We start from the raw sequence: 24607 nt of genomic DNA on the forward strand, positions 1-24607 counted from the left end.
AAATACCGCTTTCGCGAGCAGGTCGAATCGTCGCACCGTCGCTCCCACATGGATTTGAGTTACTTCAGATAATTAGTCAGTCAGGCCGAGGATGTCGCGCGCCACGGCTTCTGCAATGCGAATCCCGTCAACACCCGCCGACAGAATCCCGCCCGCATAACCCGCGCCTTCACCGGCCGGGAACAAGCCCTTCACGTTCATGCTCTGCAGCGTTTCGTTACGAGTGATGCGCAGCGGTGACGAAGTACGCGTCTCGATCCCGGTCAACACCGCGTCGTGCAGCGAGTAACCGCGAATCTGCTTCTCGAACGCCGGCAACGCTTCACGGATCGCCTCAATGGCAAAATCCGGCAGCGCCAAGGCCAGATCGCCCAACGCCACACCCGGCTTGTACGACGGCTCGACTTCGCCCAGCTCGGTCGAAGGAATGTCGTTGATGAAGTCACCGACCAATTGCGCCGGCGCTTTGTAATCGCTGCCGCCCAGAATGAACGCGTGGGATTCCAGACGCTCCTGCAACTCGATCCCAGCCAGCGGGCCGCCCGGGTAATCGACTTCCGGGGTGATGCCGACAACGATGCCGGAGTTGGCATTGCGCTCGTTACGCGAGTACTGGCTCATGCCGTTGGTGACCACGCGGTTCGGCTCGGAAGTCGCCGCGACCACGGTGCCGCCCGGGCACATGCAGAAGCTGTAGACCGAGCGGCCGTTCTTGGCGTGGTGCACCAGTTTGTAGTCGGCAGCGCCGAGTTTCGGGTGCCCGGCGTATTTGCCCAGACGTGCACGGTCGATCAGCGATTGCGGGTGTTCGATGCGGAAGCCCACCGAGAACGGCTTGGCTTCCATGAACACGCCACGGCTGTGGAGCATGCGGAAAGTGTCGCGAGCGCTGTGGCCGAGGGCCAGAACCACGTGTTTCGAATGCAGGGTTTCGCCGCTGGCCAGTTGTACGCCGACCAATTGGCCGTCCTCGATCAGCACGTCGGTGACGCGTTCCTGGAAGCGCACTTCGCCGCCCAGTTCGCGAATCTGCTCGCGCATGTTTTCAACCATGCCGGTCAGACGGAACGTACCGATGTGCGGCTTGCTGACGTAGAGGATTTCTTCCGGTGCACCGGCCTTGACGAACTCGTGCAGGACTTTGCGGCCGAGGAACTTCGGATCCTTGATCTGGCTGTACAGCTTGCCGTCGGAGAACGTCCCCGCGCCGCCTTCGCCGAACTGCACGTTGGACTCGGGATTGAGCACGCTTTTACGCCACAGGCCCCAGGTGTCTTTGGTGCGCTGGCGGACTTCGGTGCCGCGTTCGAGGACGATCGGCTTGAAGCCCATTTGCGCCAGCAGCAGGCCGGCGAAGATCCCGCACGGGCCGAAACCGACAACGATCGGACGCTGGCTCAGGTCGCTCGGCGCCTGACCGACGAATTTGTAGCTGACATCCGGCGCCACGTTGACGTTACGGTCATCGGCGAACTTGCCCAACACGTTGGCCTCGTCGCGTACGTTGAGGTCGATGGTGTAGATGAAGCACAGTTCGGAGGACTTTTTGCGCGCATCGTAGCTGCGCTTGAACAAGGTGAAATCGAGCAAATCATCGCTGGCGATGCCCAGACGTTGCACGATGGCAACGCGCAGGTCTTCTTCGGGATGGTCGATTGGCAGCTTGAGTTCAGTGATTCGTAACATGGCGAGGATCCGGGTTCGCGGGGCGCACAACTGCGCCAGGGCGTTTGAAGGCCGCGATTATAAGCCGCAAAGGCCGGATCCTGTGAGGCTAAAACGCTCAGTCGTTGCGCGATCCGCCGAAATACCCGCAACCGCGCTGCACCTGGCCGTCGATGCGCAACTCGGCGCTCATGTGCTGGACGCTACCGGTGCTGATGTCGACGCAGCGTTGCGGCGCGACCCACAATTCGATGCGCTGATTGTTGGCTTCGCTGCTCAGATTGAAGCGGCCATCGCCCAATTGATCTTCAATATACGGCACGGCAAGTGGCGGCTGACCTTCGCGGTCGATGACCATGCCTTTGCCGCTGACTTTGACGTTCCACTCCGGGCCATGGCCGGCGGCACGCAGGATCAGCAGTTTGAAGTTCGGGTCATCGCAGGCAGTGCCGGAGCGTTCGACGCGATACAGCTGTGTCAGATCGAGCCGATCACCGGCGACTTTGCCGCGAACATCGGCAAACAGTTTGCCCTGCTCGTCGGCGAGGGTAGCGGCCTCTTGCAGAATACTGGTGCCACCGATGTCATTGACCACCAGTTGACGCTGATCCTGACATGGCTGAAACACCAGTTTGCCGTCAGCGGCGGTCAGTTGCCCCTGCATCCGCGTCTGCCCGACGTGCGAGGCACTCTCTCGCTGGCCATCGAACAACTGGCAAGCGGCGAACAACGGCAGCAGGGCAACAACGACTAACGAACGGGCAACACGCATCTTCGGCTCTCCAGACAAGTGCCGCCACGTTACTGAGGCTGAGTGCCGATCACAAGGTTTGTCTGGCCACCATTGAGTTGGGCAATGGGTCGCCGCATAGTCTTGCGCTTGTCTGGTTTAATGGATCGAGGTGCACTCAATGCAATGGAAGGTCGCGATACTGCTATTGGTAACGTCATGCGCTGGCACCAGCCAGGCTGCCGATCTGAATTTTTCCTCAGCGGCTGATTTCGCAAGGATGGAAATCCTGCTCAAGGATGATCAGGGCGCCCATCCGGACTTTGCTCAGCTTTCCGTTACCCTGACTCCCGAAGCGACCGCCCGGGCCAAGGCAATCAGTCGTGAGGCGCTGGGCCAGCCATTGAACCTGTCGATCAATGGCCAGCACATTTCAACAACTACAGTGCATTCGGAGCTTGGTGGGCTGCTCAGGATCGTGATACCGCGCCCTGTTGCCAAAAGCCTGTTACCGACTTTGATCGAGTAAATGAAGCTCAGCCCACGTGAAACGTCTGACCTGTCTGCAGGCCTTCGACACTTTTCGCGTAGGCCAATGCCACATCCGCCGCAGGAACCGGCTTGTACCCACGGAAATACGGGGCGTAGCTGCCCATCGCTTCGAGCAGTACGGTCGGGCTGATCGAGTTCACTCGCAGGCCGCGTGGCAGCTCGATGGCGGCGGCGCGAACGAAGCTGTCGAGGGCGCCGTTGACCAGCGCTGCCGAGGCGCCGCTGCGGATCGGGTCGTGGCTGAGCACGCCAGTGGTGAAGGTGAATGACGCGCCGTCATTGGCGAATTCACGACCAATCAGCAGCAGATTGACCTGGCCCATCAGTTTGTCTTTTAGACCGAGGGCGAAGCTGTCTTCCGTCATCTCGCCCAGCGGTGCGAAGGTCACGTTGCCGGCAGCGCAGACCAGTGCATCGAACTTGCCGGTTTTTTCGAACAGTTTGCGGATTGATGCGCTGTCGCTGATATCCACCTGCAAATCACCGCTGCTGCGCCCGATACGGATGACTTCGTGGCGTTGCGAGAGTTCTTTGTCCACCGCCGAACCGATGGTGCCGCCAGCGCCTATCAACAGAATCTTCATCGAGCTGTACCTCAAGTGATTGAACGAGGTTTCAGTCTAGAGTGGTTTTTTCTGCGGATAAGCGCACTAATAGGCAACCTTTGGTTTTCAAATGGAAACAATCCATGAGCGAGATGGATGATCTGGCGGCGTTCGCGGTGCTGATTGAGGCGGGCAGTTTTACTCTGGCCGCGCAGCAATTGGGCTGCAGCAAGGGGCAGTTGTCCAAGCGCATCAGCCAGATGGAAGCTCGATTTGCCGTGGTGCTGCTGCAGCGCACGACTCGACGCTTGAGCCTGACTGCCGCCGGCGCAGCGTTGTTGCCGCAGGCGCAGGCTTTGGTCGTTCAGGTGGAGAGGGCGCGTCAGGCCTTGGCGCGGTTGAAGGACGATATGGCCGGACCGGTGCGAATGACCGTGCCGGTGTCGCTGGGGGAAACCTTCTTTGACGGCCTGCTGTTGGAGTTTTCGCATAAATATCCCGAGGTACAGATCGAGCTTGAGCTGAACAACAGTTACTGCGATCTGTCACGGGACGGCTTTGATCTGGCGATCCGCAGCGAAGTGGCCAATGACGAACGACTGGTCGCCAAACCGTTGCTGGCCTGGCAGGAAATGACTTGCGCAAGCCCGGCTTACCTCGAACGTTTCGGTGAACCGCTGACGCCACAGGCACTGGCCGAACATCGCTGTTTGCTCAACAGCCACTACAGCGGACGTGAGGAATGGCTGTATCACCAGCAGCATGAATTGCTGCGGGTTCGCGTGTCAGGACCGTTTGCCAGCAACCATTACAACCTGCTCAAGAAAGCCGCGCTCAGCGGCGCTGGTATCGCGCGATTGCCTTCCTACTTGCTGCAGGCGGAATTGGCTGACGGCCGATTACGCTGGCTCCTGCGCGATTTTCAGACCCGACGCATGCCGATGTACCTGGTGCATCCGTATCAGGGCGGCTTGCCGAAACGCACGCAGGTGCTGGCGGATTATCTGATGGGCTGGTTCAAGCGCAGTGGCGAGGCGTTGGATCGACTTCAGCGCTGACTTCATTCTCCTGTGGGAGCGAGCCTGCTCGCGAAAGCGGTTTCACAGACACTTCATGTGTTGACTGAACCAACGCATTCGCGAGCAAGCTCGCTCCCACAAGGAATTTGTTTATTTTGCGAAACGGCGGGCGATCAGATGATCGATCGACAACTTGCCCGGCCCTGTTGCCATCAGGTATAGCAACACCGCCGCCCAGGTGCCGTGGGTCGGATAGGCATCGGGATACACAAACAGTTGAATGGTCAGAGTCATCCCCAACAGCGCCAACGCCGAAAACCGTGTAGCGAAGCCAATCAAGATCAGCACCGGGAAGAAGTGCTCGGCGAACGCCGCCAGGTGCGCGGCAATCTCTGGCGACAACAACGGCACATCGTATTCGCTTTTGAACAACGGAATTGTCGAGTCGGCCAGACGTGGCCAGCCGAGTTGAAAAGTGCCGTCAATCAAATCAATGGCCAAACCTTCAACCTTGGTCTGTCCTGATTTCCAGAACACTGCGGCAATCGAGAAACGCGCAATGAACGCGACCAGGCTGTGGGGTATTTTTTCCAGCAGCGCGATGGCGCGGGTGATGAGCGTTTTCATGGCAGTTCCTTGTTATGCAAGTGGGTAATGGCGTTGCGCGCGATCAGTAAGCCGAGGGTTTGCGCGAGATCGAATTCAGGGCTGTGTTCAGCCGCTGCCAGCAGTGGCTGTCCATCGATCAGGTTGCGGATAAACGTGCTGGCGCCGGGGTCGAGGGCAAACACTTCGACGTCCAGGTCATTGCGCAACACCAGCGCGTGTTGCCTTTGGTTGACGTCGATCCCCTCCAGCGTCGAGTCGTGTTGATGTGCGCCCCAGATCGCGATTACGGCATAGGCTGAGTCGAGCAGGTGAAGGGAGGGATGAAGGTCGAGGCGCAGCTCACTCAGCGTTTGCGCATCAGCCAGTGCTGCCGTGATCTGTTCCGGACGCACGGGAAGGGCGTCGGCCGCGTGGTAGGCGAGGGTGCGCAGGTGCTCAAGGCGCGCCACATCTGCCAGATAAGGCACGCTGCCGGCCGGTTCAAACGCTGCAATGAAGTCCGCAAATACCTCGCCGTAGCGATTCAGCAACGGACTCTGCGGCGGCAGCTGTTGTACGAAAACGGCCGCCATGGCGCGAAAGAATTCATCGCCGACCAATTGCAAAACCACCGGATAACTGTCGCTCAACGCATTGATCAGCGAGCCCTGCACGTTGTTGCGATACACCGCGAAACGGCTTGCCGGATCAGCGCCGTTGGCACTGCACAGACCTTCGGGGCAGGGCAGCCGCGTGTCGATGAGCGCGGCAGCGAAAGTGCGTTGAGTGCTCATGTGCGTGCTCCGGCATCCAGCAAAAGCGCATCAGCCTGTTGCGCCTCGGCCAGCAGCACCGCAAACGCCGGCACTTGATTATCGCGTTCGACCAACGTCGCCACCGGGCCGGTGCGAGCCAATACTTGTTGGTACAGAGCCCACACTGCTTGATCAATTGGCGCGCCGTGATCGTCGATCAACAAACGGTCACCGAGGCTGTCGCAGTCTTCGGCAAACCCGGCCAGATGAATTTCCCCCACCGCGTGTAATGGCAGCGCATCGAGATACGCCAACGGATCTCGCTGATGGTTCACGCAGGAAACGTAGACATTGTTGACGTCCAGCAACAGGCCACAGCCGCTGCGGCGGATGACCTCGGCGATGAAATCTGCCTCATCGAGGGTCGAGCGCTGAAACGCTAGATAGGTCGCCGGATTCTCCAGCAGCATTGGCCGTTTGAGTGTGTTCTGCACCTGATCGATATGCTCGCAGACGCGGTTCAGCGTCGGCGTGTCATAGGCCAGTGGCAGCAGGTCATTGAGAAACACCGGGCCATGGCTCGACCAGGCCAGATGTTCGGAAAAGGATTGCGGTTGATAGCGCCGAATCAGTTCGGCGAGGCGCTTGAGGTGCTGTTCATCCAGCGGCCCTTCAGCACCGATGGACAAGCCGACACCGTGTAGCGACAGCGGATACTGCTCGCGGATCAAACCGAGAAAATAATGAAACGGACCGCCGGCCACCATGTAGTTTTCGGCGTGGACTTCGAAGAAGCCGATGTCCGGTTGTGAGCCGAGCACTTCACGAAAGTGCCCGGTCTTGAGTCCCAGCCCGGCACGGGACGGGAGCCCGGTGCGGGCTGCCTGAGTGCGGGCTTGGGCATAGTCATTGATCGTGAGCATGATCGTCACTCAGGCAGGCCAACGATCAGGACTTGGCTTTGAACGCTTCCAACTGACCGAAACCGGTCGGCGAAGTCTTGCTCTCAGTGGTAGCGCAGGTGCCCTTTGGAACGAGTTTCCAGGCGTTGGCCTGATAGTCCATTTTTGCGGTGCCGGCACAGGTGGTGCCTGCACCAGCGGCGCAATCGTTTTTGCCTTTCATGGCCACGCCGAAGCATTTTTCCATGTCGGCGTCAGCGGCATGGACGGTCGATACAGCGGCCATGCTCAGGGCAGAACCGAGGGCCAGAACCAGGGCGGTGGCGGACAGGGTGCGGGTGGTAGCAGTCATGGTGTTTCTCCAGTCTTGGTCAGGGTTTTTACAAGCACGATTGCGCTTGCTTGTCCCTCTAGAGAAACGAGGTGGCGTTGCGTTACAGCCCGCTAAAAATCTTTTTGGAAAAACGCAAAACCCTGTAGGAGTGAGCCTGCTCGCGATGGCGTCATGTCAGATACCGGCGATGTTGAATGACACGACGCCATCGCGAGCAGGCTCACTCCTGCAAGGGATTTTTGGATAATCTGAAAGTCGTGCAGGCACAAAAAAACGGCCCGAAGGCCGTTTTCTTGTTGGCTGAAATGCATCAACCGCCGAGGTACGCCTCGCGTACTTTCGGGTCGGTCAGCAGTGCTTCACCGGTGCCTTGCATGACCACGCGGCCGTTCTCCAGAACGTAGGCGCGGTCGGCGATTTTCAGCGCCTGGTTGGCGTTCTGCTCGACCAGGAACACCGTCACACCGTCCTTGCGCAGCTGTTCGATGATGTCGAAGATCTGCTGGATGATGATCGGTGCCAAGCCCAGCGACGGCTCGTCGAGCAGCAGCAGCTTGGGCTTGCTCATCAGCGCACGGCCGATGGCGAGCATTTGCTGTTCACCGCCGGACATGGTGCCGCCGCGCTGGTTGAAGCGTTCTTTCAGGCGCGGGAACAGGCCGAGGACCTTGTCCATCTGTTCCTGATAGTCGCCCTTGTCGGTGAAGAAACCGCCCATGGAGAGGTTTTCTTCAACGGTCAGACGGGCAAACACCCGACGACCTTCCGGCACGACCGCGATGCTCTTGCGCATGATCTGCGACGAGTCCTGGCCGACCAGTTCCTCACCCATGTAGCGGATGCTGCCGCTGTGCGCCTGCGGCGAACCGCAGAGCGTCATCAGCAGCGTGGACTTGCCGGCACCGTTAGCACCGATCAGGGTCACGATCTCGCCCTGACGGACTTCGACGTTGACGCTGTGCAGGGCCTGGATCTTGCCGTAGAAGGTGGAAACGTTTTCGAACTGCAGCATTTACGCTTCCCCCAGGTAGGCTTTGATCACTTCAGGATTGTCGCGGATCTGTTCCGGCGTACCGTCGGCCAGAGGCGTGCCCTGGTTGATCACGACGATGTGGTCGGAAATGCTCATGACCAGTTTCATGTCGTGTTCGATCAGCAGCACGGTGACGTTGTGCTCTTCGCGCAGCACGCCGATCAGCGCCTTGAGGTCTTCGGTTTCTTTCGGGTTCAGGCCGGCGGCCGGTTCGTCGAGCATGAGGATCCGCGGACGGGTCATCATGCAGCGGGCGATCTCCAGACGCCGTTGCTGACCGTAAGCCAGGGTGCCGGCGGTACGGTTGGCGAACTCTTTGAGGTTGACCTTTTCCAGCCAGTACTCGGCAAATTCCATGGCCTCGCGCTCGCTTTTGCGGAACGCCGGGGTCTTGAACAGGCCGGACAGGAAGTTGGTGTTGAGGTGACGGTGCTGAGCGATCAACAGGTTTTCGACCGCCGTCATGTCCTTGAACAACCGCACGTTCTGGAAGGTACGCACCACGCCTTTGAGGGCGATCTTGTGGCCCGGCAGGCCTTGGATCGGCTCACCGTCCAGCAGGATGCTGCCGCCCGTTGGCTGATAGAACCCGGTCAGGCAGTTGAACACGGTGGTCTTGCCGGCGCCGTTCGGCCCGATCAGTGCAACCACTTGTTTCTCTTTAACGGTCAGGGCCACGCCGTTGACCGCGAGCAAGCCGCCGAAGCGCATGCTCAAGTTCTCGACTTTCAAGATCTCGCGGCTCATTTTCGCAACTCCATGTGTGGGCGTTGCATCGGCAGCAGACCTTGTGGACGCCAGATCATCATCAACACCATCAGGGCACCGAACATCAACATGCGGTACTCGCTGAACTCACGCATCATTTCCGGCAACAGGATCATCACCACAGCGGCCAGGATCACACCCAGCTGCGAGCCCATGCCACCCAGCACCACAATGGCGAGGATGATTGCCGACTCGATGAAGGTGAACGATTCCGGCGTCACCAGACCCTGACGCGCAGCGAAGAAGCTACCTGCGAAACCGGCAAACGCAGCACCGAGGGTGAAGGCGGACAGCTTGATGATCGTTGGATTCAGACCCAGTGCGCGGCAAGCGATTTCATCTTCACGCAGCGCTTCCCACGCACGGCCGATCGGCATGCGCAGCAGACGGTTGATGACGAACAGCGCCGCCAGCGCCAGCAACAGCGCAACCAGGTAGAGGAAAATCACCTTGTTGATCGAGTTGTATTGCAGGCCGAAATACTCGTGGAAGGTTTGCATGCCTTCCGCGGCTTTGCGTTCGAAGGTCAGGCCGAAGAACGTCGGTTTCTCGATGTTGCTGATGCCGTTCGGACCGCCAGTGATGTCGGTCAGGTTACGCAGGAACAAACGGATGATCTCGCCGAAGCCGAGGGTCACGATCGCCAGATAGTCACCGCGCAAACGCAGCACCGGGAAGCCCAGCAGGAAGCCGAACGTCGCCGCCATCAGGCCGGCAATCGGCAGGCAGATCCAGAAGCTCAGGCCGTAGTAGTGCGACAGCAGCGCGTAGCTGTAGGCGCCGACGGCGTAGAAACCGACGTAACCGAGGTCGAGCAGACCGGCCAGACCGACGACGATGTTCAGGCCGAGACCGAGCATCACGTAGATCAGGATCAGCGTCGCGATGTCCACCGCGCCACGGGAGCCGAAGAACGGCCACACCAGCGCCACCAGGATCAGCGCAATGATGAAATAGCGCTGGGTGGTTGGCAGAGTGAGGAAGTTGCTCGCCTTGGCCGGGATCAGCGGCAGGCCCGGTGACGCACGCCAGGCTTTGCTGATCTGCTGGTTGAACAGCACGCGCAGGAACATCAGCACCGAACAGATGGCGATGGTCGCCAGCACGGTCGGGCTGGTGTTGTGCACTTCCAGGTTGATGCCGACGATGGTCAGTTTCAGACCGAGTACCGGGTAGGCCACGGCCCACACCAGCAAAGCGCTGAACAGCGCCTGTTTAAGATTCCTAGTCATACTTTCTCAACCTCCGGACGGCCCAGAATGCCGGTCGGACGGAACAACAGCACCAGAACCAACAAGCCGAAAGCCACGACGTCCTTGTACTGGTCGCCGAAGATATCGGCGCCAAACGCTTCCGCCACCCCAAGCACCAACCCGCCGAGCATGGCGCCAGGGATGCTGCCGATACCGCCGAGTACCGCTGCGGTGAAGGCTTTGAGGCCGACGAGGAAACCGGCGTTCGGGTTGATCACCCCGTATTGCATGCTCAGCAGCACAGCCGCAACGGCTGCCAGCGCGGCACCAATGACGAAGGTCAGGGCGATGATGTTGTTGGTGTTGATGCCGAGCAGGTTGGCCATCTTGATGTCTTCGGCGCAGGCGCGGCAGGCGCGACCCAGGCGAGAGCGGGAGATGAACAGCGTCAGGCCGAGCATGGCGATCAGGGTCACCACGAACACCACGATTTGCATGTAGGAAATCAGCACTTCTTGTGCGCCACCTGGGCCGAAGGCAAGGTTGCCCGGAATCAGGTTGGGGATAGCTTTGTCCTTGGAGTCTTGCGCCAGCAGAACCGTGTTCTGCAGGAAGATCGACATACCGATCGCGGAAATCAGCGGGATCAGACGGTTGCTGCCGCGCAGGGGGCGGTAGGCGATCCGTTCGATGCTGTAACCGTAGGAACTGGTGACGACGATGCTGGCGATGAACGCCGCAGTCATCAACAGCGGGACACTGTCGAGTCCCATCATGGTCAACCCGGCGATGGCGATGAACGCCACGTAAGAGCCAATCATGTACACCTCGCCGTGGGCGAAGTTGATCATTCCAATGATGCCGTAAACCATCGTGTAGCCGATGGCGATCAAGGCATACATGCTGCCAACGTTCAGGCCGTTAACCAGCTGTTGGAAGAAGTGATAGATGTCAGGCATTACAGCGCTCCTAAAAACCTGATACGCATTTCACTGGTGGAGTCATTTTCCCGCCCGGCCCCGTGGATCTTTATCCACTTCGAATCCGGGTTTTGCCAGCGAACCGCTGATGACGGTTTTGAGATTTTCAGGTGGGGAGACTGGCGGATCACGCCAGCGCGGCCCAATACATTCGTAAAACAAAGCCCACGGCACGCCGTGGGCTTTATTGGCAGTCAGTCAGGCAGCGCCTTACTGAGGCGATACTTCAGTTTTAGGTTTGCCGTTGTGCCACTCGTAGACCACGAATTTGAAGTCTTTGAGGTCGCCCTTGGCGTCGAAGCTCAGGTCGCCAGTCGGGGTCTTGAAGGTACCGGCGTGGATGGCTTCAGCCACTTTGGTCGCGTCTTCGGACTTGGCTGCCTTGATGCCGTCGGCAATTACAGTCACCGCCGAGTAGGACGGGAACACGAACGGACCGCTCGGATCTTCCTTCTTGGCTTTGAATGCGTCAGCCAGAGCAACGTTGGCCGGATCCTGGTCGAAGGATTTCGGCAGGGTCACCAGCAGGCCTTCGGACGCGTCCTTGGCGATCTGGGTGATCGAGTCGTTACCCACGCCTTCCGGACCCATGAACTTGGCTTTCAGGCCCTTTTCCTGTGCTTGACGCAGGATCAGACCCAGCTCCGGGTGGTAGCCGCCGTAGTAAACGAAGTCGACGTTGGCTTGCTTGAGCTTGGCGATGATCGCCGAGAAGTCTTTGTCGCCGGCGTTGACGCCTTCGAACACGGCAACCTTGGTGCCTTTCTTCTCGAGGGTCGATTTCACCGCGGTGGCGATGCCTTCACCGTATTGCTGTTTGTCGTGCAGTACGCCGACGATTTTCGGTTTGACGTGATCGGCAATGTAGTTACCGGCGGCAGGGCCCTGGGCGCTGTCGAGACCAATAGTACGGAAGATCATTTTGTAACCACGGGCGGTGATGTCCGGGCTGGTGGCAGCCGGGGTGATCATGATCACGCCTTCGTCTTCGTAGATGTCCGAAGCAGGCTGAGTGGAGCTGGAGCACAGGTGACCGACCACGAACTTGACGCCGTCGTTGACGACCTTGTTCGCAACGGCTACCGCTTGTTTCGGGTCGCAGGCATCGTCGTATTCAACGGCTTCGAGTTTCTTGCCGTCGACGCCGCCCTTGGCGTTGATTTGCTCAATGGCCATTTTTGCGCCACTGAACTGCATGTCGCCGTACTGGGCTACTGGACCGGTTTTAGGACCGGCGATACCGATTTTGATGGTGTCAGCTGCGAACGAATGGCTGGCAACCCCGGCCAGAACCATAGCGGCAAACAGTTTGGAAATCTGCTTAGTAGCCTTAGTCATAGTGCTCCACTCTTACTGTTGTAATTTTTTTGAGTTCTGGCGCCGTAGCAGCAGAACCGGGTCAGATATCTTTGCGATACCCTCCGGAAATGCCCCCGGCAACTGTACCGGTACAGTGTAGAGCGCCGGTTGTTAGCCTGGGAAGCGGGCGCCGAGGGGCAAAACTTGGGGGTGTCGCATTTTTGAATGAAAAAGACAGAATTGCGGCGGGGCGGTCGTGGGCATATATCCCAATCAGCAGCATTCCTTGGCTTTCCTGCTCTTTTCGTTCGGTGCAGCCTTTTGCAACCGGGTTTTGCTGACGGATCACCAACGTTATTATTCGCGTCGATTTCTTTTCCGGACAGCACCCATGAATCAAGAACCTAGCACCCTCTATGCCAAGCTGCTTGGTGAAACCGCATCTATTACCTGGAAAGAGTTGGAGCCGTTCTTCGCCAAGGGTGCCCTATTGTGGGTCGACCCTGCGCTCGATTTGATCGCCGCTGCCGAGGCCGTGGCGTCCGATGATGGCGAGAAGGTGGCTGCCTGGTTGGCTGAAGACAAGGTCGCCAAGCTGTCTGAAACGCGGGCGCTGGATCTTTTCGAGCGCGATCCCGAGATGTGGGCAGTGGTAGTTCGGCCGTGGATTCTGGTCCAGGAAAGGGCAGTCGCTTCAGGTGTTGCACCTTGATGGTGCGACATGTCGTCGGCGAAAAGTGTGTAGCGGAGTAGCGTGATGGCACGTTGCCGTAGAGAAACACCACAAGCGATGGTGGCTCACGGTGACGTAAACGTAACGGGAACAGTTTAGTAAGCAGCCTAACGGCTGCTTAATTGTTTCTGGATATTGGTAAGGCTGAAATCTTTAGTGAATGTGCCGGCCCTTTCGCGAGCAAGCTCGCTCCCACAGGGGAATGCATTCCAAATGTGGGAGCGAGCTTGCTCGCGAAGGGGGCGACTCGGTCAGACCGAGAACGACTTGCCGGTATGGTTATTGAGGGAAATAACCTTGGTCTTGCCAATCCGGTGACGGTAGATCTCGCGCAAATACTTGATCGACTTCTTCACGCAATCACGCGACAGGCGAATGTCATTGATCGAGACAAACTTCTCTTTGTCGTTGATCAGCTCACGGTATTTCTTCTCGTACATCGGTTTGATCGCGTACCAGTTGGTATCGAGGATCTTCGCCGGGTTCTCGAACTCGTTGAGCAGGTCGTCGATGCGGTCTTCGTCGAACTCTTCGTTAATGATGAAATCGAGGATCGAGTTGTCCAGCGTCTCATCGAAACGGTACGGGTTCTTCGCGAAGCAGCGCTTGATGAATGCGACGATCAGGGTCAGGAAGTCGTCCGACAGGCACGGGCTCTTGGCGATCAGGGTGGTCAGCGACAGGTTGGCCGAGGCGCCGATCACCAGCGCATAGCGCTTGAGCGTGGTATTGGGGAACAGGCTGTTGAGGTGGGTCTTCAACCGGTTCAGGTCCATGTACGACAGTTTGTAGTCTTTCGGCAGCGAGACAATCGAGACCACCGACGAGCAGTTCTTGAAGAAGTGCAGGTCGTGCAGCGCGGCGGCGTCGTAGCCGGAATTCTTGTACTGCTCCAGCGAAGCGCGATAACGCTTGGACTCAATCGGCAACAGGCTGATGCCTTCGATCGCCTGCGTCACTTTGTTGAAGTGCGGCAGGTCGATCGAGCGGAAGAACAGATCATCGATGTTCAGACGCTGCGGCTCTTTATCGAACACCTTGAACTTGTCGCTGCTTGGCGGCGGGGTTTCCGGCACCACCGATTCGGCGTAGGCAATCGCCACCGGGCCGGCCAGGCTCATGAACAGGTCATTGGCGTCGAGGCGAATGGTTTCGCCGATGTCGATGCCGGCGCGGCGGAAGTAGTTCTGGTCGTAGTCGGTGGTGACTGCCTGCGCCGTCAGAATGTTGAAGATCTGCTGCGAGATGTACTGGTTGGCGTGCTTCTCCATCGCATTGACATCAATGTTCTGGATGTTGCCGTCATCGCTCTCTTCGGCGTAACGCATGATGTCGTTGGAGATCAGCATCATCGCGTTCCATGGGCGGATACGGCCCATGACGCTGGCTTCGCTGCTGTCTTCATTGGCGAAGTTGTAAGAGAAATCCCATTCTTCCGAGAGGTATTTACACAGCAGGCGACCGGCGTTGATGTGCAGCGCCTCGGACATTTCGCTGCGGTGATCGGAAATGTTCGGCAGCACGCAGATGCCGCTGGTGAAGATCGGTTCGAACACAAACGAATGACCGCTCTTGCCGTCATGCTCGTCCATCGGCTTGGTGTCGAACGTCTTGTTCATGTACGAGTGCTGCTGGGCCAGACCGAATTCCGAGGCCATGCCGGAACCGGTACCGCCGCCGGCACTGAAAATCGAGAAATACAGGCGCGACTGGTTGGCCTTGATGCCGCAGCTGTCGATCAGGTACGAGTGGATCATTTTCCAGTCAGGGCTGGAGAAACGCTGGGTGTCCTTGTTGAGGATGATCTTCGCCAGGTACTGGCCGAGGATCGGCGCGTTACCGGCGCCACCGGCGTGGACTTCGGACAAGTCCATGATTTTCATTTTGCTGTAGTCGCGCAGGAAACCGCTTTTCTCGCCCTTGCGCGAGAAACGGATGCGCCCGGCGATGTCCTTGTCGAGGTCGCCGAGCATCACCAGCGGTTCGACCAGAAACACCGGTTTGGTCGATTTGTTCGGGCCGATGCGCAGGTTGTTCTTGATCCACTGCGCCGGGCTGTAACCCTTGTCGGCCAGTCGGCGATCCGCCGCGCGGTCTTCGTTGTTGAATTCGTTGAGGTAGAACTTGCGCGCGTTGTACACCAGTTCCGCAACGTCGAGGGCGATGTTCGAGCCGCAGCGACCGAGGCCGATCAGGCACACCGAGGGGAATTCCTGGTCGTTGTGCTGTTCGTTGTCACCTTCCAGGTGTGGTGGGCGCGGGAACACCAGATCACGCAGGCCGTCGAGGTTGTCGAGGATGCGGTCGGTATTGGTTTCGGTGAAGTACAGGTATTGCTGAGTCGACAGCGGGCGCGACGGGACCAATGGCTTCGATGATGACGGGCTGTTGGCGGCGGGGCTCAAAGTCAGATCGGATACCGCAGTGGCGGGATTATTTTTAGAAGTCATTGTGCGCCATATACCTGGACTGGTTGGCTCGCTGGAGAGTTGCCTGCGAACCTCACGGAATAAGATCTCGCGTCTTTTGTGCGCGAATTGAGCCCGAGCGTCAGGGTTTTGCCCTGACTGTCGCTAGGGGGAATCCTTTCCTGATCGTTGATGAATCGGCCATTATTCGGCGATCTTTAATGGAAAAGAGGCAAAATGATGTCAACGCTACCTTCGTTGGGGTTCGCCGGAATCGGTCTGATGGGCCTGCCCATGTGCCGGCGTCTGTTGGCAGCGGATTACCCGCTGACCGTGTGGAACCGCAACCCGGCCAAGTGCGCGCCACTGGTCGAGGCTGGTGCCCGACAGGTGGCGACAGCTGCTGAATTGTGCGAGCACGCCGACATGGTGATGTTGTGTCTGGCCGATACGGCGGTGGTGCGCGAAGTCGTGTTTGGTCCGGCCGGTGTCGCCGACGGGGCGAAAAAAGGCCAGTTGCTGGTGGATTTTTCCAGCCTCGAACCGACGGCCACTCGCGAAATGGCGGCGCAACTGCTGGAGAAAACCGGCATGTCCTGGCTGGATTCACCCGTCTCCGGCGGTGTGGTCGGCGCCGAGGCCGGTAGCCTGGCGATCATGGTCGGTGGTGAGGCGGCGGATCTTGAACGCGTGCGCCCAGTGCTGCTCAACCTAGGTCAGCGCGTCACGCACATGGGCGTCATCGGCGCGGGGCAAGTGACCAAGGCCTGCAACCAGATGATCGTCGCCTGCAATGCGCTGGTGATCGCCGAGGTGGTGGCGCTGGCCGAGCAGTCCGGCGTCGACGCGAGCCTGATCGCCGAAGCGTTGGCCGGCGGTTTTGCCGATTCGAAACCGTTGCAGATACTCGCACCGCAAATGGCCGAAAGCCGCTTCGAGCCAATAAAGTGGCACGTACGCACCTTGCTCAAGGATCTCGATACGGCAGTGAAGTTTTCCCGCGAACAAGGCTCGGCCACGCCGATCAGCGGATTGGCCGCACAATTGATGCGCCTGCATGGGGCGCAGGGCTTTTTGGCGCAGGATCCAGCGACACTGGTGCAAATGTACCGCGCGCCAGAATCAACGGATTGACCGCGTGTGAATGTTTGCGCTGATTGATTTCTTCCAGCACCGGGCGCAGCTCGTCCAGCGGTACCGGGCGGCTGAGCAGGTAACCCTGAATGAAGTCGCAGCCCGAGCGTTCAAGAAACTCGTATTGCTCCAGGCTTTCCACGCCTTCGGTGACCACCTGCAAATGCAGGGTGTGCGCCATGACGATGATCGCCTGGACAATCTCCATGTCCGCCGTGGCCTTGGGGATATCGAGAATGAACGAACGGTCGATTTTCAGAGTGTTGAGCGGCAGACGCTTGAGGTAGGCCAGCGACGAATAGCCGGTGCCAAAGTCATCGATCGACAGCGACACACCGAGAGCACGGATCTGCCGCAACAGCACCAAGGTGTTGGCAATGTTGCCCATCAGCGCATTTTCGGTGACTTCCAGTTCCAGGCGTTCCGGTGCGACCCCGGCGGTGCGCAACGCATTTTCGATTTCAATGGCCAGTTCTTCCCGGGCGAGGTTGAGCGGAGAGCAGTTCCAGGCGATTTTCAGTTCTTCGCAGCCGTGCCGCGACAACTCTCCCAGATCCTTGCAGGCGCGCCGTAGCACCCAGTTGTCCAGTTCGGCGATCAGGCCGTTGTTTTCGGCAATGGCAATGAAGCGGTCCGGGGTCAATAAACCGTGCAAGGGATGCTGCCAGCGAATCAGTGCTTCAAGTTTGGTCACCCGTCCGGTCTTGAGTTCGAAGATCGGCTGGTAATACAGCATCAGGCCGTTTTCTTCGCGCAAAGCGTGGCGCAGTTCTTCTTCGAGTTGCAGTTCCAGGGTCGCGCGGTTTTTCAGGTTGGAATTGAAAAAGTGCAGGCCATTGCGCCCGGCGCCCTTGGATTGATAAAGCGCCAGATCCGCGTGTTTGAGCAGCTCTTCGCACGTCGTGCCATCCTCCGGGAACAGGCTGATGCCAATACTGGTGGTCATCACCATCTGCCGCCCGGCCAGTTCGATCGGCTCTTTCATCTTGAGCATGATGCGTTGGGCCATATTGCGGGCTTCCTCGCGGTCACGCAGGCTGATGAGGATGCAAAACTCGTCGCCGCCAAAACGCGCGACCACGTCTTCATGGCTGCGCACCGAGCCTTTGATGTGCTGGGCGATGACCTTGAGCAGTTCGTCACCGGCGTCATGGCCGAGGCTGTCGTTGATGCGTTTGAAGTGGTCGATGTCGAGAAACATCACCGCGAGCATTCCGCCTTCACTGGCTTTCTGGCTGAGTTTTTCGGCGAAGATCTGGTTGAACCCACGGCGGTTGATCAGGTTGGTCAGCGCATCGTAGTTGGCCGCTTGTTGCAGCGACATGCGCGCTTGATCGAGCTGGCTGAGCAGGGCATTGACCCGGCGCAGGTCGTGTTCCTTGTTTTGCAGTTTCTTGTCGGCCAGTGCCGCACTGATCGCGCTGCCAAGGATCAGCAGAGTGATCAGCGCGACGGTCAGCCCCAACTGCAGATGGCTGGCTTTGACCACCAGTGTCGGTACATCGCCCTCGGGCAATACCAAGTGCAACGCGGCCATGCCGGTGAAATGCATGCTGAAAATGCCCGCACCGAGGATCAGCGCAGCGGCGTACTTGAGCATCTGATGAACCAGGCCGCTGCCTTCCCGCAAATAACCCGCCACCCACAGGGCGGCGAAACTGGCGCCGATGGCGATGGCGATCGACAGCACGAACAGCGTCGGTTGGTAATAAGCGGTGGCGCTCGACTCCATCGCGGCCATGCCGACGTAATGCATGCCAGCGATGCCCAGACCAATGACGATGGCGGTTTTCAGGTAGTGCACCAGACTCGGCTGCGCTTCGCTCAGTGTGTGCATGGCCAGCCACGAGGCGAGCAGGGCGATCAGCAGGGAAAACAGCGTGATGGGCAGGTCGTAGTGGATTTCAATCGGCGCCTGGAACGCCAGCATCCCGATGAAGTGCATCGCCCAGATGCCGCCGGCCAGGCATGTCGCGCCGATCCAGCGCCATAGCCTCTGCGAGCGCTGATCTTCGGCGTGGCCAACCCGCTCGGCCATGTCGAGGGTGGCAAAACTCGCAGCGCAGGCAACCAGATAGGCCACCAGCACCAGCAAGGGATTATGCGTGCAATCCAAAATGACCTGCCCGCTCTCCGGCAGCTCGGTAACAAACTGCAAACCAAGCCACTCCATAGCATGCCCCATTTCTGAAGTCGTCCTTACTGCGCGTCAACGCAGGCGAATGACTGGAGTATAGAGGCGGTTTTTGCCGTGAAAGGCGTAGTGGCACATTGGCGCTAATGATTTCGACATTAGCGTCATAGCGATTGGTACTAAAGGCTCAAGCGATCTGTTCGAAAGGGATTTGCACCCAGTCCGGTTGCAGAGGTGGCAAGCCGAAACGCGCGCGGGCTTTGTCGCAATCGACATTCTGCTCGCCGTTTTCCCAGGACGATTCGAATTCGCGGCAGGGGCTGGAGCGCAATTCATAAATCGAACACTTCACCTCGCTGCCGACTTCACCGACCAACGCCGTGCAGCGCGGCGATTTGCAGTCGGTGCCGTTCATCGCCACCCGACTGGGGCTGATTTGCGTGACCAGTTCATCGGGCACCGTGCCACCGGAGGAAGCGCACTCACCCCAGAAAAAAGACACGCGAAAATGGGAACAGCAGGCACCGCAATTCAGACACGGACTGACTTCGGACATGGGCGGGGGTATCAAAGGGATTGATCGGGAGATCCGGACGGATCCGGCGGCCATTCTAGGCTTTGCCACAGACTTGGGAAGGGGGGTGCGAAACTATTTTTTTGTGCCAGGATTTTGCCGCAAAGGCCCCGGTTTCAGGGGGATTGCAGGCTTATCAAAGGCTTACGTTTCTTTACAGTGCCATGGCTCGATATCAGGCAGACGAATGATCACAGACAGCCTCGTCATGGCTGACTAGATTGCAGGTTCCGGGCTCGGATGCGTTGGCAGTGAAGCCCTATAACAATAAAGAGACGGACCCATGCAGAACTCGACCCAAGCGGCGAATGCCTGGCGCATTCTGTTCCTGCTGTTCCTCGCCAACCTGTTCAACTTCTTCGACCGCACCATTCCGGCGATCATCATCGAACCGATCCGCATGGAATGGCACCTCAGCGACTTTCAACTGGGCATCGTCGGTACCGCATTCACGATTGTTTACGCGATTGCCGGGCTGCCGCTGGGGCGCATGGCCGACACCGGTTCGCGCAGCAAGCTGATGGGCTGGGGCTTGGCGACGTGGAGTGCGCTGACGGCGGTAAACGGCCTGGTCGGCAGTTTCTGGAGCTTTCTGATCGTGCGCATGGGCATCGGCATTGGTGAGGCCAGTTATGCACCGGCGGCCAACTCGCTGATTGGCGATCTGTTTCCGGCGCATCGTCGGGCGCGGGCCATGGGCATTTTCATGTTGGGCTTGCCGCTGGGCCTGTTGCTGGCTTTCTTCACCATCGGCTGGATGGTCAAGGCGTTCGACAGCTGGCGCGCGCCGTTCTTTATTGCAGCGGTGCCGGGTCTGCTTCTGGCGATTTTCATGTTCTTTATCAAAGAGCCGAAGCGCGGCGCAGCGGAGACCGTGCAGGTTTCGCAAGAGAAAGTCGACAAGCCGATCCGCCGGATTCTGGCGGTGCCGACCTTTCTCTGGCTGGTGATGGCCGGGTTGTGCTTCAACTTCGCCACCTATGCCTGCAACTCGTTTCTGGTGCCGATGCTGCAGCGCTATTTCCTCATGCCGTTGCAGGAAGCGGCGGTGGCCACCGGGATCATTGTTGGTGTGACCGGGCTAGTGGGCTTGACGCTGGGTGGCTGGATTGCTGACAAGATTCACCAGCGTGTGGCCAATGGTCGGTTGTTGTTCGCTGCGTTCAGTCTGATTCTTTCGACGTTGTGCACGGCGTGGGCGCTGCATTCGGGACGGATCGAGATTGGTGTGTTTGTCGCGGTGTTCAGTGTTGGTTGGCTGTTTGCCTACAACTTCTACACCTGCGTTTACACAGCGATTCAGGATGTGGTCGAACCGCGTTTGCGGGCGACGGCGATGGCGCTGTTCTTTGCCGGGTTGTATCTGCTCGGCGGTGGCTTGGGGCCGGTGGTGGTCGGTGGTCTGTCCGATCATTTTGCGCACACGGCGATGGCGGCGGCGGGGGCTGAGCAGATGACCGAGGCGTTCAAGGCAGTCGGGCTGCATGATGCGATGTATTTGATTCCGGTGGCGCTGTTCTTGACGATGGTATTTCTGTTTCTGGCAGCGCGGTGTTTTGTGCGCGATGCGCAGCGGATGAAGGAAGGGTTGGTTGCGGTGGTTGAGCCAGAAGTGGCTGCGGCGACTGCATAACCGCCTTCGCGAGCAAGCTCGCTCCCACATGGGAACGCATTCCAAACTGTGGGAGCGAGCTTGCTCGCGAAGGGGCCATCAGCATCAGCTAAAAAATCACAGGCAACAAAAAAGGCCCGCATCACTGCGGGCCTTCTTGTTTTCAGCGGTGGAGCAGGGCGGTTTAGCCTGCCACCAACACCCGAATCGCTTCCAGACGCAACGCCGCTTTATCCAGCATGGCCAGACCCTGCTCACGCTGTTGGCGCAACGCATCCAGTTCGCTGTCACGCACGGTCGGGTTGACCGCTTGCAACGCGGTCAGGCGCGCCAGTTCTTCATCGGTATCGGCCGCCAGACGGCGACGGGCCTCGGCCACGCGCTCGGCGTGACGCGGGGCGATCTTGTCTTCACCGGCGTTGATCCGTGGCGTCAGCTGATCGCGCTGGGCCTGGATGAACTTGTTGGCGCTGGCGCGTGGCACGCTTTCCAGCTGATCGTTCAGCGTTTCGAACGAGACGCGTGGCGACAGATCGTTGCCATTGGCATCGAGCAGGCAGCGCAGAGCGGCTGGCGGCAGGTAACGGCCCAGTTGCAGCGAGCGCGGCGCTACCACTTCGCTGACATACAGCAGCTCGAGCAGCACGGTGCCCGGTTTCAACGCCTTGTTTTTGATCAGCGCGACGGCGGTGTTGCCCATCGAACCGGACAGCACCAGGTCCATGCCGCCCTGCACCATCGGGTGTTCCCAGGTGATGAACTGCATGTCTTCGCGCGACAGCGCCTGGTTGCGGTCGTAGGTAATGGTCACGCCTTCGTCGTCGCCCAGCGGGAAACTGGCGTCGAGCATCTTCTCGCTCGGCTTGAGGATCAGGGCGTTTTCCGAATGGTCCTCGCTGTCGATGCCGAACGCATCGAACAGGGTTTCCATGTAGATCGGCAGGGCGAACTGGTCGTCTTGCTCAAGGATGTCTTCGACCAGCGCTTCACCTTCGCCGGCGCCACCGGAGTTGAGCTCCAGCAGACGGTCGCGGCCGGTGTGCAGCTCGGCTTCGAGACGCTCGCGCTCGGTGCGCGCTTCGTCGATCAGCGCTTGCCACTCGCCGTCGTCGGCTTCTTCCAGCAGCGGCAGCAGGCGTGGGCCGAACTGGTGCTGCAAGGCGTTGCCGGTCGGGCAGGTGTTGAGGAACGCGTTCAGCGCTTCGTGGTACCACTGGAACAGACGCTCTTGCGGGCTGGTTTCCAGGTACGGCACGTGCAGTTCGATGATGTGCTTCTGGCCGATCCGGTCGAGACGACCGATACGCTGCTCGAGCAGGTCCGGGTGCGACGGCAGGTCGAACAGTACCAGATGGTGAGCGAACTGGAAGTTGCGACCTTCACTGCCGATTTCCGAGCAGATCAGCACTTGCGCGCCGAATTCTTCGTCGGCGAAGTACGCGGCGGCGCGGTCACGCTCAAGGATGTTCATGCCTTCATGGAACACCGTGGCCGGGATGCCGGAACGCACGCGCAGGGCGTCTTCCAGGTCCATCGCGGTTTCGGCGTGGGCGCAGATCACCAGCACTTTGGTGCGCTTGAGCATTTTCAGCTGATCGATCAGCCACTCGACGCGCGGGTCGAATTTCCACCAGCGCTCTTCTTCGCTGGCGTCCGGTTGCGCCTGGAAGCTGACTTCCGGGTACAGCTCGGCGTGTTCGCCCAGCGGCAGTTCGAGGTATTCGTCCGGGCACGGCAGCGGGTACGGGTGCAGTTTGCGCTCCGGGAAACCCTGCACGGCGGCACGGGTGTTACGGAACAGCACGCGGCCGGTGCCGTGACGGTCAAGCAGTTCACGCACGAGACGGGCGCTGGCTTCAGTGTCGCCATCGTTGACCGCCGTCAGCAGCGCTTCGCCTTCGTTGCCGAGGAAACCCTGAATGGTTTTGTGCGCTTTGGCCGAGAGACGGCCCTTGTCGAGCAGTTCCTGAACGGCTTCGGCCACCGGGCGATAGTTGTCGCTCTCGGCGCGGAAGGCGGCCAGGTCATGGAAACGGTTCGGATCGAGCAGGCGCAGGCGGGCGAAGTGGCTGTCCTGACCGAGTTGTTCCGGGGTCGCGGTGAGCAGCAGCACACCGGGGATGGTTTCAGCCAGTTGCTCGACCAGGGTGTATTCCGGGCTGGCTTTTTCTTCGTGCCAGACCAGGTGATGCGCTTCGTCGACCACCAGCAGATCCCAGCCGGCAGCGAACAGCGCGTCCTGTGCTTTCTCGTCGTCGACCAACCATTCCAGCGCAACCAGCGCCAGTTGGGTGTCTTCGAACGGGTTGCTGGCATCGCTTTCGATAAAACGTTCTTCGTCGAACAACGCGACCTGCAGGTTGAAGCGGCGGCGCATCTCCACCAGCCACTGGTGCTGGAGGTTTTCCGGGACGAGGATCAGCACGCGGTTGGCGCGGCCCGAGAGCAGTTGGCGATGGATCACCAGACCGGCTTCGATGGTTTTACCCAGACCCACCTCGTCCGCCAGCAGAACGCGCGGCGCGATGCGGTCGGCGACTTCACGGGCGATGTGCAATTGGTGCGCGATCGGTTGCGCACGCACGCCACCCAGGCCCCAGAGCGAAGATTGCAGCTGGCGGCTGGTGTGTTCGAGAGTGTTGTAACGCAGCGAGAACCACGCCAGCGGGTCAATCTGCCCGGCGAACAGACGGTCGCTGGCCAGACGGAACTGAATGAAGTTCGACAGCTGGGTTTCCGGCAGGGTGACGGCTTCGTTCTGCCCATTGAGACCGTGATAGACCATCAGGCCGTCGACATCGTCGACTTGCTGCACGGTCATCTTCCAGCCTTCGAAGTGGGTAATGCTGTCGCCCGGCGAGAATCGCACGCGGGTCAGGGGCGCATTCCGTAGCGCGTACTGGCGGGTTTCGCCAGTGGCCGGGTAAAGCACGGTCAACAAGCGGCCGTCCTGTGCCAGAACGGTGCCTAAACCAAGCTCTGCTTCGCTGTCACTGATCCAGCGTTGCCCCGGTTGATACTGCTGCGCCATGCTGCCTGACTCCCACCTTGAAAAAGCGGGCTATCTTAACGGAATGAGGGCTTCAGGGCCAAAGATTACTGGGGAGGAGCTGCCGAAGGCTGCGATCTTTTGATCTTTGAGAACCCTTGAGGTTTGAGCTGTCTGACAAAGATCGCAGCCTGCGGCAGCTCCTACACGTGCCAAGTGCGTCACAGATTTACGACGGATGGCTCAAGGCGCCTTTGCCGCAGCCGATAGCCTGCTGACAGGAGACCCCTTATATGTTGCCACCGATGCTCCCCCTGAGCGCTGTGCCGATCACTTCCCAGCAGGATCCGATCCGCCAGCGGCCGGACATTCCTCCGGTGGTGCCGGTGCAGGAAAGCTCCAACGAAAGCACGATCGATCTGCAAAAACGCGATCCGGAAGAGGATCGATTGCTGGCGCGCGAAGAACAGCGTCGCCAGCAGGAGCGTGATCGTCGACGCCGCGAGGCTGACGAAGACACGGAAGAACATCTGGCCGTGCCCGGCACCGAGCTGAACGCCGACAACACCGTGCCAGTGGTGCCACTGATGGAAGATCAGCCGCGTCAGGGTTTGTGGGTTGATATCGAGATCTGATCTTCGGCTGGTCAGCGCTGGTGTG

22 protein-coding genes are annotated in these 24607 nt (G+C 59.3%); 6 read left to right on the forward strand and 16 right to left on the reverse strand.

The genetic code is table 11. The features are described 5' to 3' along the window. Window positions 1-72 precede the first annotated feature (72 nt). Both F8N44_RS19185 and F8N44_RS19190 read right to left on the reverse strand, forming a co-directional pair. Window positions 73-1686, reverse strand: coding sequence for an NAD(P)/FAD-dependent oxidoreductase (locus F8N44_RS19185; RefSeq protein WP_150651397.1), 1614 nt, complete (start codon window positions 1684-1686; stop codon window positions 73-75). A 97-nt stretch (window positions 1687-1783) separates the two neighbouring features. Then, window positions 1784-2437, reverse strand: a complete 654-nt coding sequence (locus tag F8N44_RS19190; protein WP_150651398.1) for a COG3650 family protein — start codon at window positions 2435-2437, stop codon at window positions 1784-1786. A 139-nt stretch (window positions 2438-2576) separates the two neighbouring features. On the opposite strand from F8N44_RS19190, the gene F8N44_RS19195 reads away from it, so the two are divergent. Continuing rightward, the gene (locus tag F8N44_RS19195) at window positions 2577-2924 is read left to right on the forward strand and encodes a hypothetical protein (protein ID WP_150651399.1); all 348 of its coding nucleotides are present in this window, start codon (window positions 2577-2579) and stop codon (window positions 2922-2924) included. A gap of 7 nt (window positions 2925-2931) precedes the next feature. Here F8N44_RS19195 and F8N44_RS19200 read toward each other — a convergent pair whose 3' ends face one another. After that, window positions 2932-3531, reverse strand: a complete 600-nt coding sequence (locus tag F8N44_RS19200) for a short chain dehydrogenase (RefSeq protein WP_122600752.1) — start codon at window positions 3529-3531, stop codon at window positions 2932-2934. Window positions 3532-3635: 104 nt separating this feature from the next. On the opposite strand from F8N44_RS19200, the gene F8N44_RS19205 reads away from it, so the two are divergent. Then, window positions 3636-4550, forward strand: coding sequence for a LysR family transcriptional regulator (locus F8N44_RS19205; protein WP_150651400.1), 915 nt, complete (start codon window positions 3636-3638; stop codon window positions 4548-4550). A gap of 111 nt (window positions 4551-4661) precedes the next feature. Here the strand turns inward: F8N44_RS19205 and F8N44_RS19210 are convergent, their stop codons facing one another. From F8N44_RS19210 to F8N44_RS19260, 9 genes are all read right to left on the reverse strand, one after another. Next, complete coding sequence (locus tag F8N44_RS19210) at window positions 4662-5138, reverse strand: DoxX family protein (RefSeq protein WP_150651401.1); 477 nt, start codon at window positions 5136-5138, stop codon at window positions 4662-4664. Next, window positions 5135-5893 carry a DUF2063 domain-containing protein gene (locus tag F8N44_RS19215; RefSeq protein ID WP_150651402.1) on the reverse strand — a complete coding sequence of 253 codons (759 nt, stop codon included), beginning with the start codon at window positions 5891-5893 and terminating at the stop codon, window positions 5135-5137. Before F8N44_RS19215 ends, F8N44_RS19210 begins: the two co-directional genes overlap by 4 nt. Further along, window positions 5890-6777: a DUF692 domain-containing protein gene (locus F8N44_RS19220; protein WP_150651403.1), complete on the reverse strand. Its 888-nt coding sequence runs from the start codon at window positions 6775-6777 to the stop codon at window positions 5890-5892. Before F8N44_RS19220 ends, F8N44_RS19215 begins: the two co-directional genes overlap by 4 nt. 25 nt (window positions 6778-6802) lie before the next feature. Beyond that, window positions 6803-7108 carry a DUF2282 domain-containing protein gene (locus F8N44_RS19225; RefSeq protein ID WP_150651404.1) on the reverse strand — a complete coding sequence of 102 codons (306 nt, stop codon included), beginning with the start codon at window positions 7106-7108 and terminating at the stop codon, window positions 6803-6805. A 292-nt stretch (window positions 7109-7400) separates the two neighbouring features. After that, on the reverse strand, window positions 7401-8102 hold the full coding sequence (locus F8N44_RS19235) for an ABC transporter ATP-binding protein (protein ID WP_003222380.1): 702 nt from the start codon (window positions 8100-8102) through the stop codon (window positions 7401-7403). Continuing rightward, complete coding sequence (gene livG, locus F8N44_RS19240; protein WP_016771357.1) at window positions 8103-8870, reverse strand: high-affinity branched-chain amino acid ABC transporter ATP-binding protein LivG; 768 nt, start codon at window positions 8868-8870, stop codon at window positions 8103-8105. Then, window positions 8867-10123 (reverse strand): high-affinity branched-chain amino acid ABC transporter permease LivM, encoded by a 1257-nt coding sequence (locus F8N44_RS19245; RefSeq protein ID WP_038358181.1) that lies wholly within the window; start codon window positions 10121-10123, stop codon window positions 8867-8869. The genes livG and F8N44_RS19245 overlap by 4 nt, the downstream gene beginning before the upstream one ends. Beyond that, window positions 10120-11043 (reverse strand): high-affinity branched-chain amino acid ABC transporter permease LivH, encoded by a 924-nt coding sequence (livH, locus tag F8N44_RS19250; RefSeq protein ID WP_016986597.1) that lies wholly within the window; start codon window positions 11041-11043, stop codon window positions 10120-10122. Before livH ends, F8N44_RS19245 begins: the two co-directional genes overlap by 4 nt. A gap of 231 nt (window positions 11044-11274) precedes the next feature. Beyond that, entirely contained in the window at window positions 11275-12402 is a 1128-nt protein-coding gene (locus F8N44_RS19260) for a branched-chain amino acid ABC transporter substrate-binding protein (protein ID WP_150651405.1), read from the reverse strand. Window positions 12403-12754: 352 nt separating this feature from the next. On the opposite strand from F8N44_RS19260, the gene F8N44_RS19265 reads away from it, so the two are divergent. Further along, window positions 12755-13075 carry a DUF2288 domain-containing protein gene (locus F8N44_RS19265; protein WP_127926116.1) on the forward strand — a complete coding sequence of 107 codons (321 nt, stop codon included), beginning with the start codon at window positions 12755-12757 and terminating at the stop codon, window positions 13073-13075. Window positions 13076-13347: 272 nt separating this feature from the next. Here F8N44_RS19265 and F8N44_RS19270 read toward each other — a convergent pair whose 3' ends face one another. Next, complete coding sequence (locus F8N44_RS19270) at window positions 13348-15546, reverse strand: hypothetical protein (RefSeq protein ID WP_007918508.1); 2199 nt, start codon at window positions 15544-15546, stop codon at window positions 13348-13350. A 195-nt stretch (window positions 15547-15741) separates the two neighbouring features. Between F8N44_RS19270 and F8N44_RS19275 the strand changes: the two genes are divergently transcribed. Continuing rightward, window positions 15742-16638, forward strand: coding sequence for an NAD(P)-dependent oxidoreductase (locus F8N44_RS19275; RefSeq protein ID WP_191630923.1), 897 nt, complete (start codon window positions 15742-15744; stop codon window positions 16636-16638). Here the strand turns inward: F8N44_RS19275 and F8N44_RS19280 are convergent. Together F8N44_RS19280 and F8N44_RS19285 are read right to left on the reverse strand one after the other, a co-directional pair. Further along, on the reverse strand, window positions 16529-18811 hold the full coding sequence (locus F8N44_RS19280; RefSeq protein ID WP_150651489.1) for a putative bifunctional diguanylate cyclase/phosphodiesterase: 2283 nt from the start codon (window positions 18809-18811) through the stop codon (window positions 16529-16531). The two genes, F8N44_RS19275 and F8N44_RS19280, sit on opposite strands and share 110 nt — an antisense overlap. A 148-nt stretch (window positions 18812-18959) precedes the next feature. After that, the gene (locus F8N44_RS19285; RefSeq protein ID WP_150651407.1) at window positions 18960-19328 is read right to left on the reverse strand and encodes a YkgJ family cysteine cluster protein; all 369 of its coding nucleotides are present in this window, start codon (window positions 19326-19328) and stop codon (window positions 18960-18962) included. A gap of 301 nt (window positions 19329-19629) precedes the next feature. Between F8N44_RS19285 and F8N44_RS19290 the strand changes: the two genes are divergently transcribed. Then, window positions 19630-20979, forward strand: a complete 1350-nt coding sequence (locus F8N44_RS19290; RefSeq protein WP_150651408.1) for a spinster family MFS transporter — start codon at window positions 19630-19632, stop codon at window positions 20977-20979. A 163-nt stretch (window positions 20980-21142) separates the two neighbouring features. Here the strand turns inward: F8N44_RS19290 and rapA are convergent, their stop codons facing one another. Next, window positions 21143-23989, reverse strand: a complete 2847-nt coding sequence (gene rapA, locus F8N44_RS19295; protein WP_150651409.1) for an RNA polymerase-associated protein RapA — start codon at window positions 23987-23989, stop codon at window positions 21143-21145. Window positions 23990-24240: 251 nt separating this feature from the next. Here rapA and F8N44_RS19300 point away from each other — a divergent pair, with 251 nt between their 5' ends. Continuing rightward, window positions 24241-24582 (forward strand): aspartate-semialdehyde dehydrogenase, encoded by a 342-nt coding sequence (locus tag F8N44_RS19300; RefSeq protein ID WP_150651410.1) that lies wholly within the window; start codon window positions 24241-24243, stop codon window positions 24580-24582. Window positions 24583-24607 lie beyond the last annotated feature (25 nt).

The sequence above is a fragment of the Pseudomonas fluorescens genome, assembly GCF_902497745.1.
In the GTDB taxonomy this organism is placed as follows: domain Bacteria; phylum Pseudomonadota; class Gammaproteobacteria; order Pseudomonadales; family Pseudomonadaceae; genus Aquipseudomonas; species Aquipseudomonas fluorescens_BM.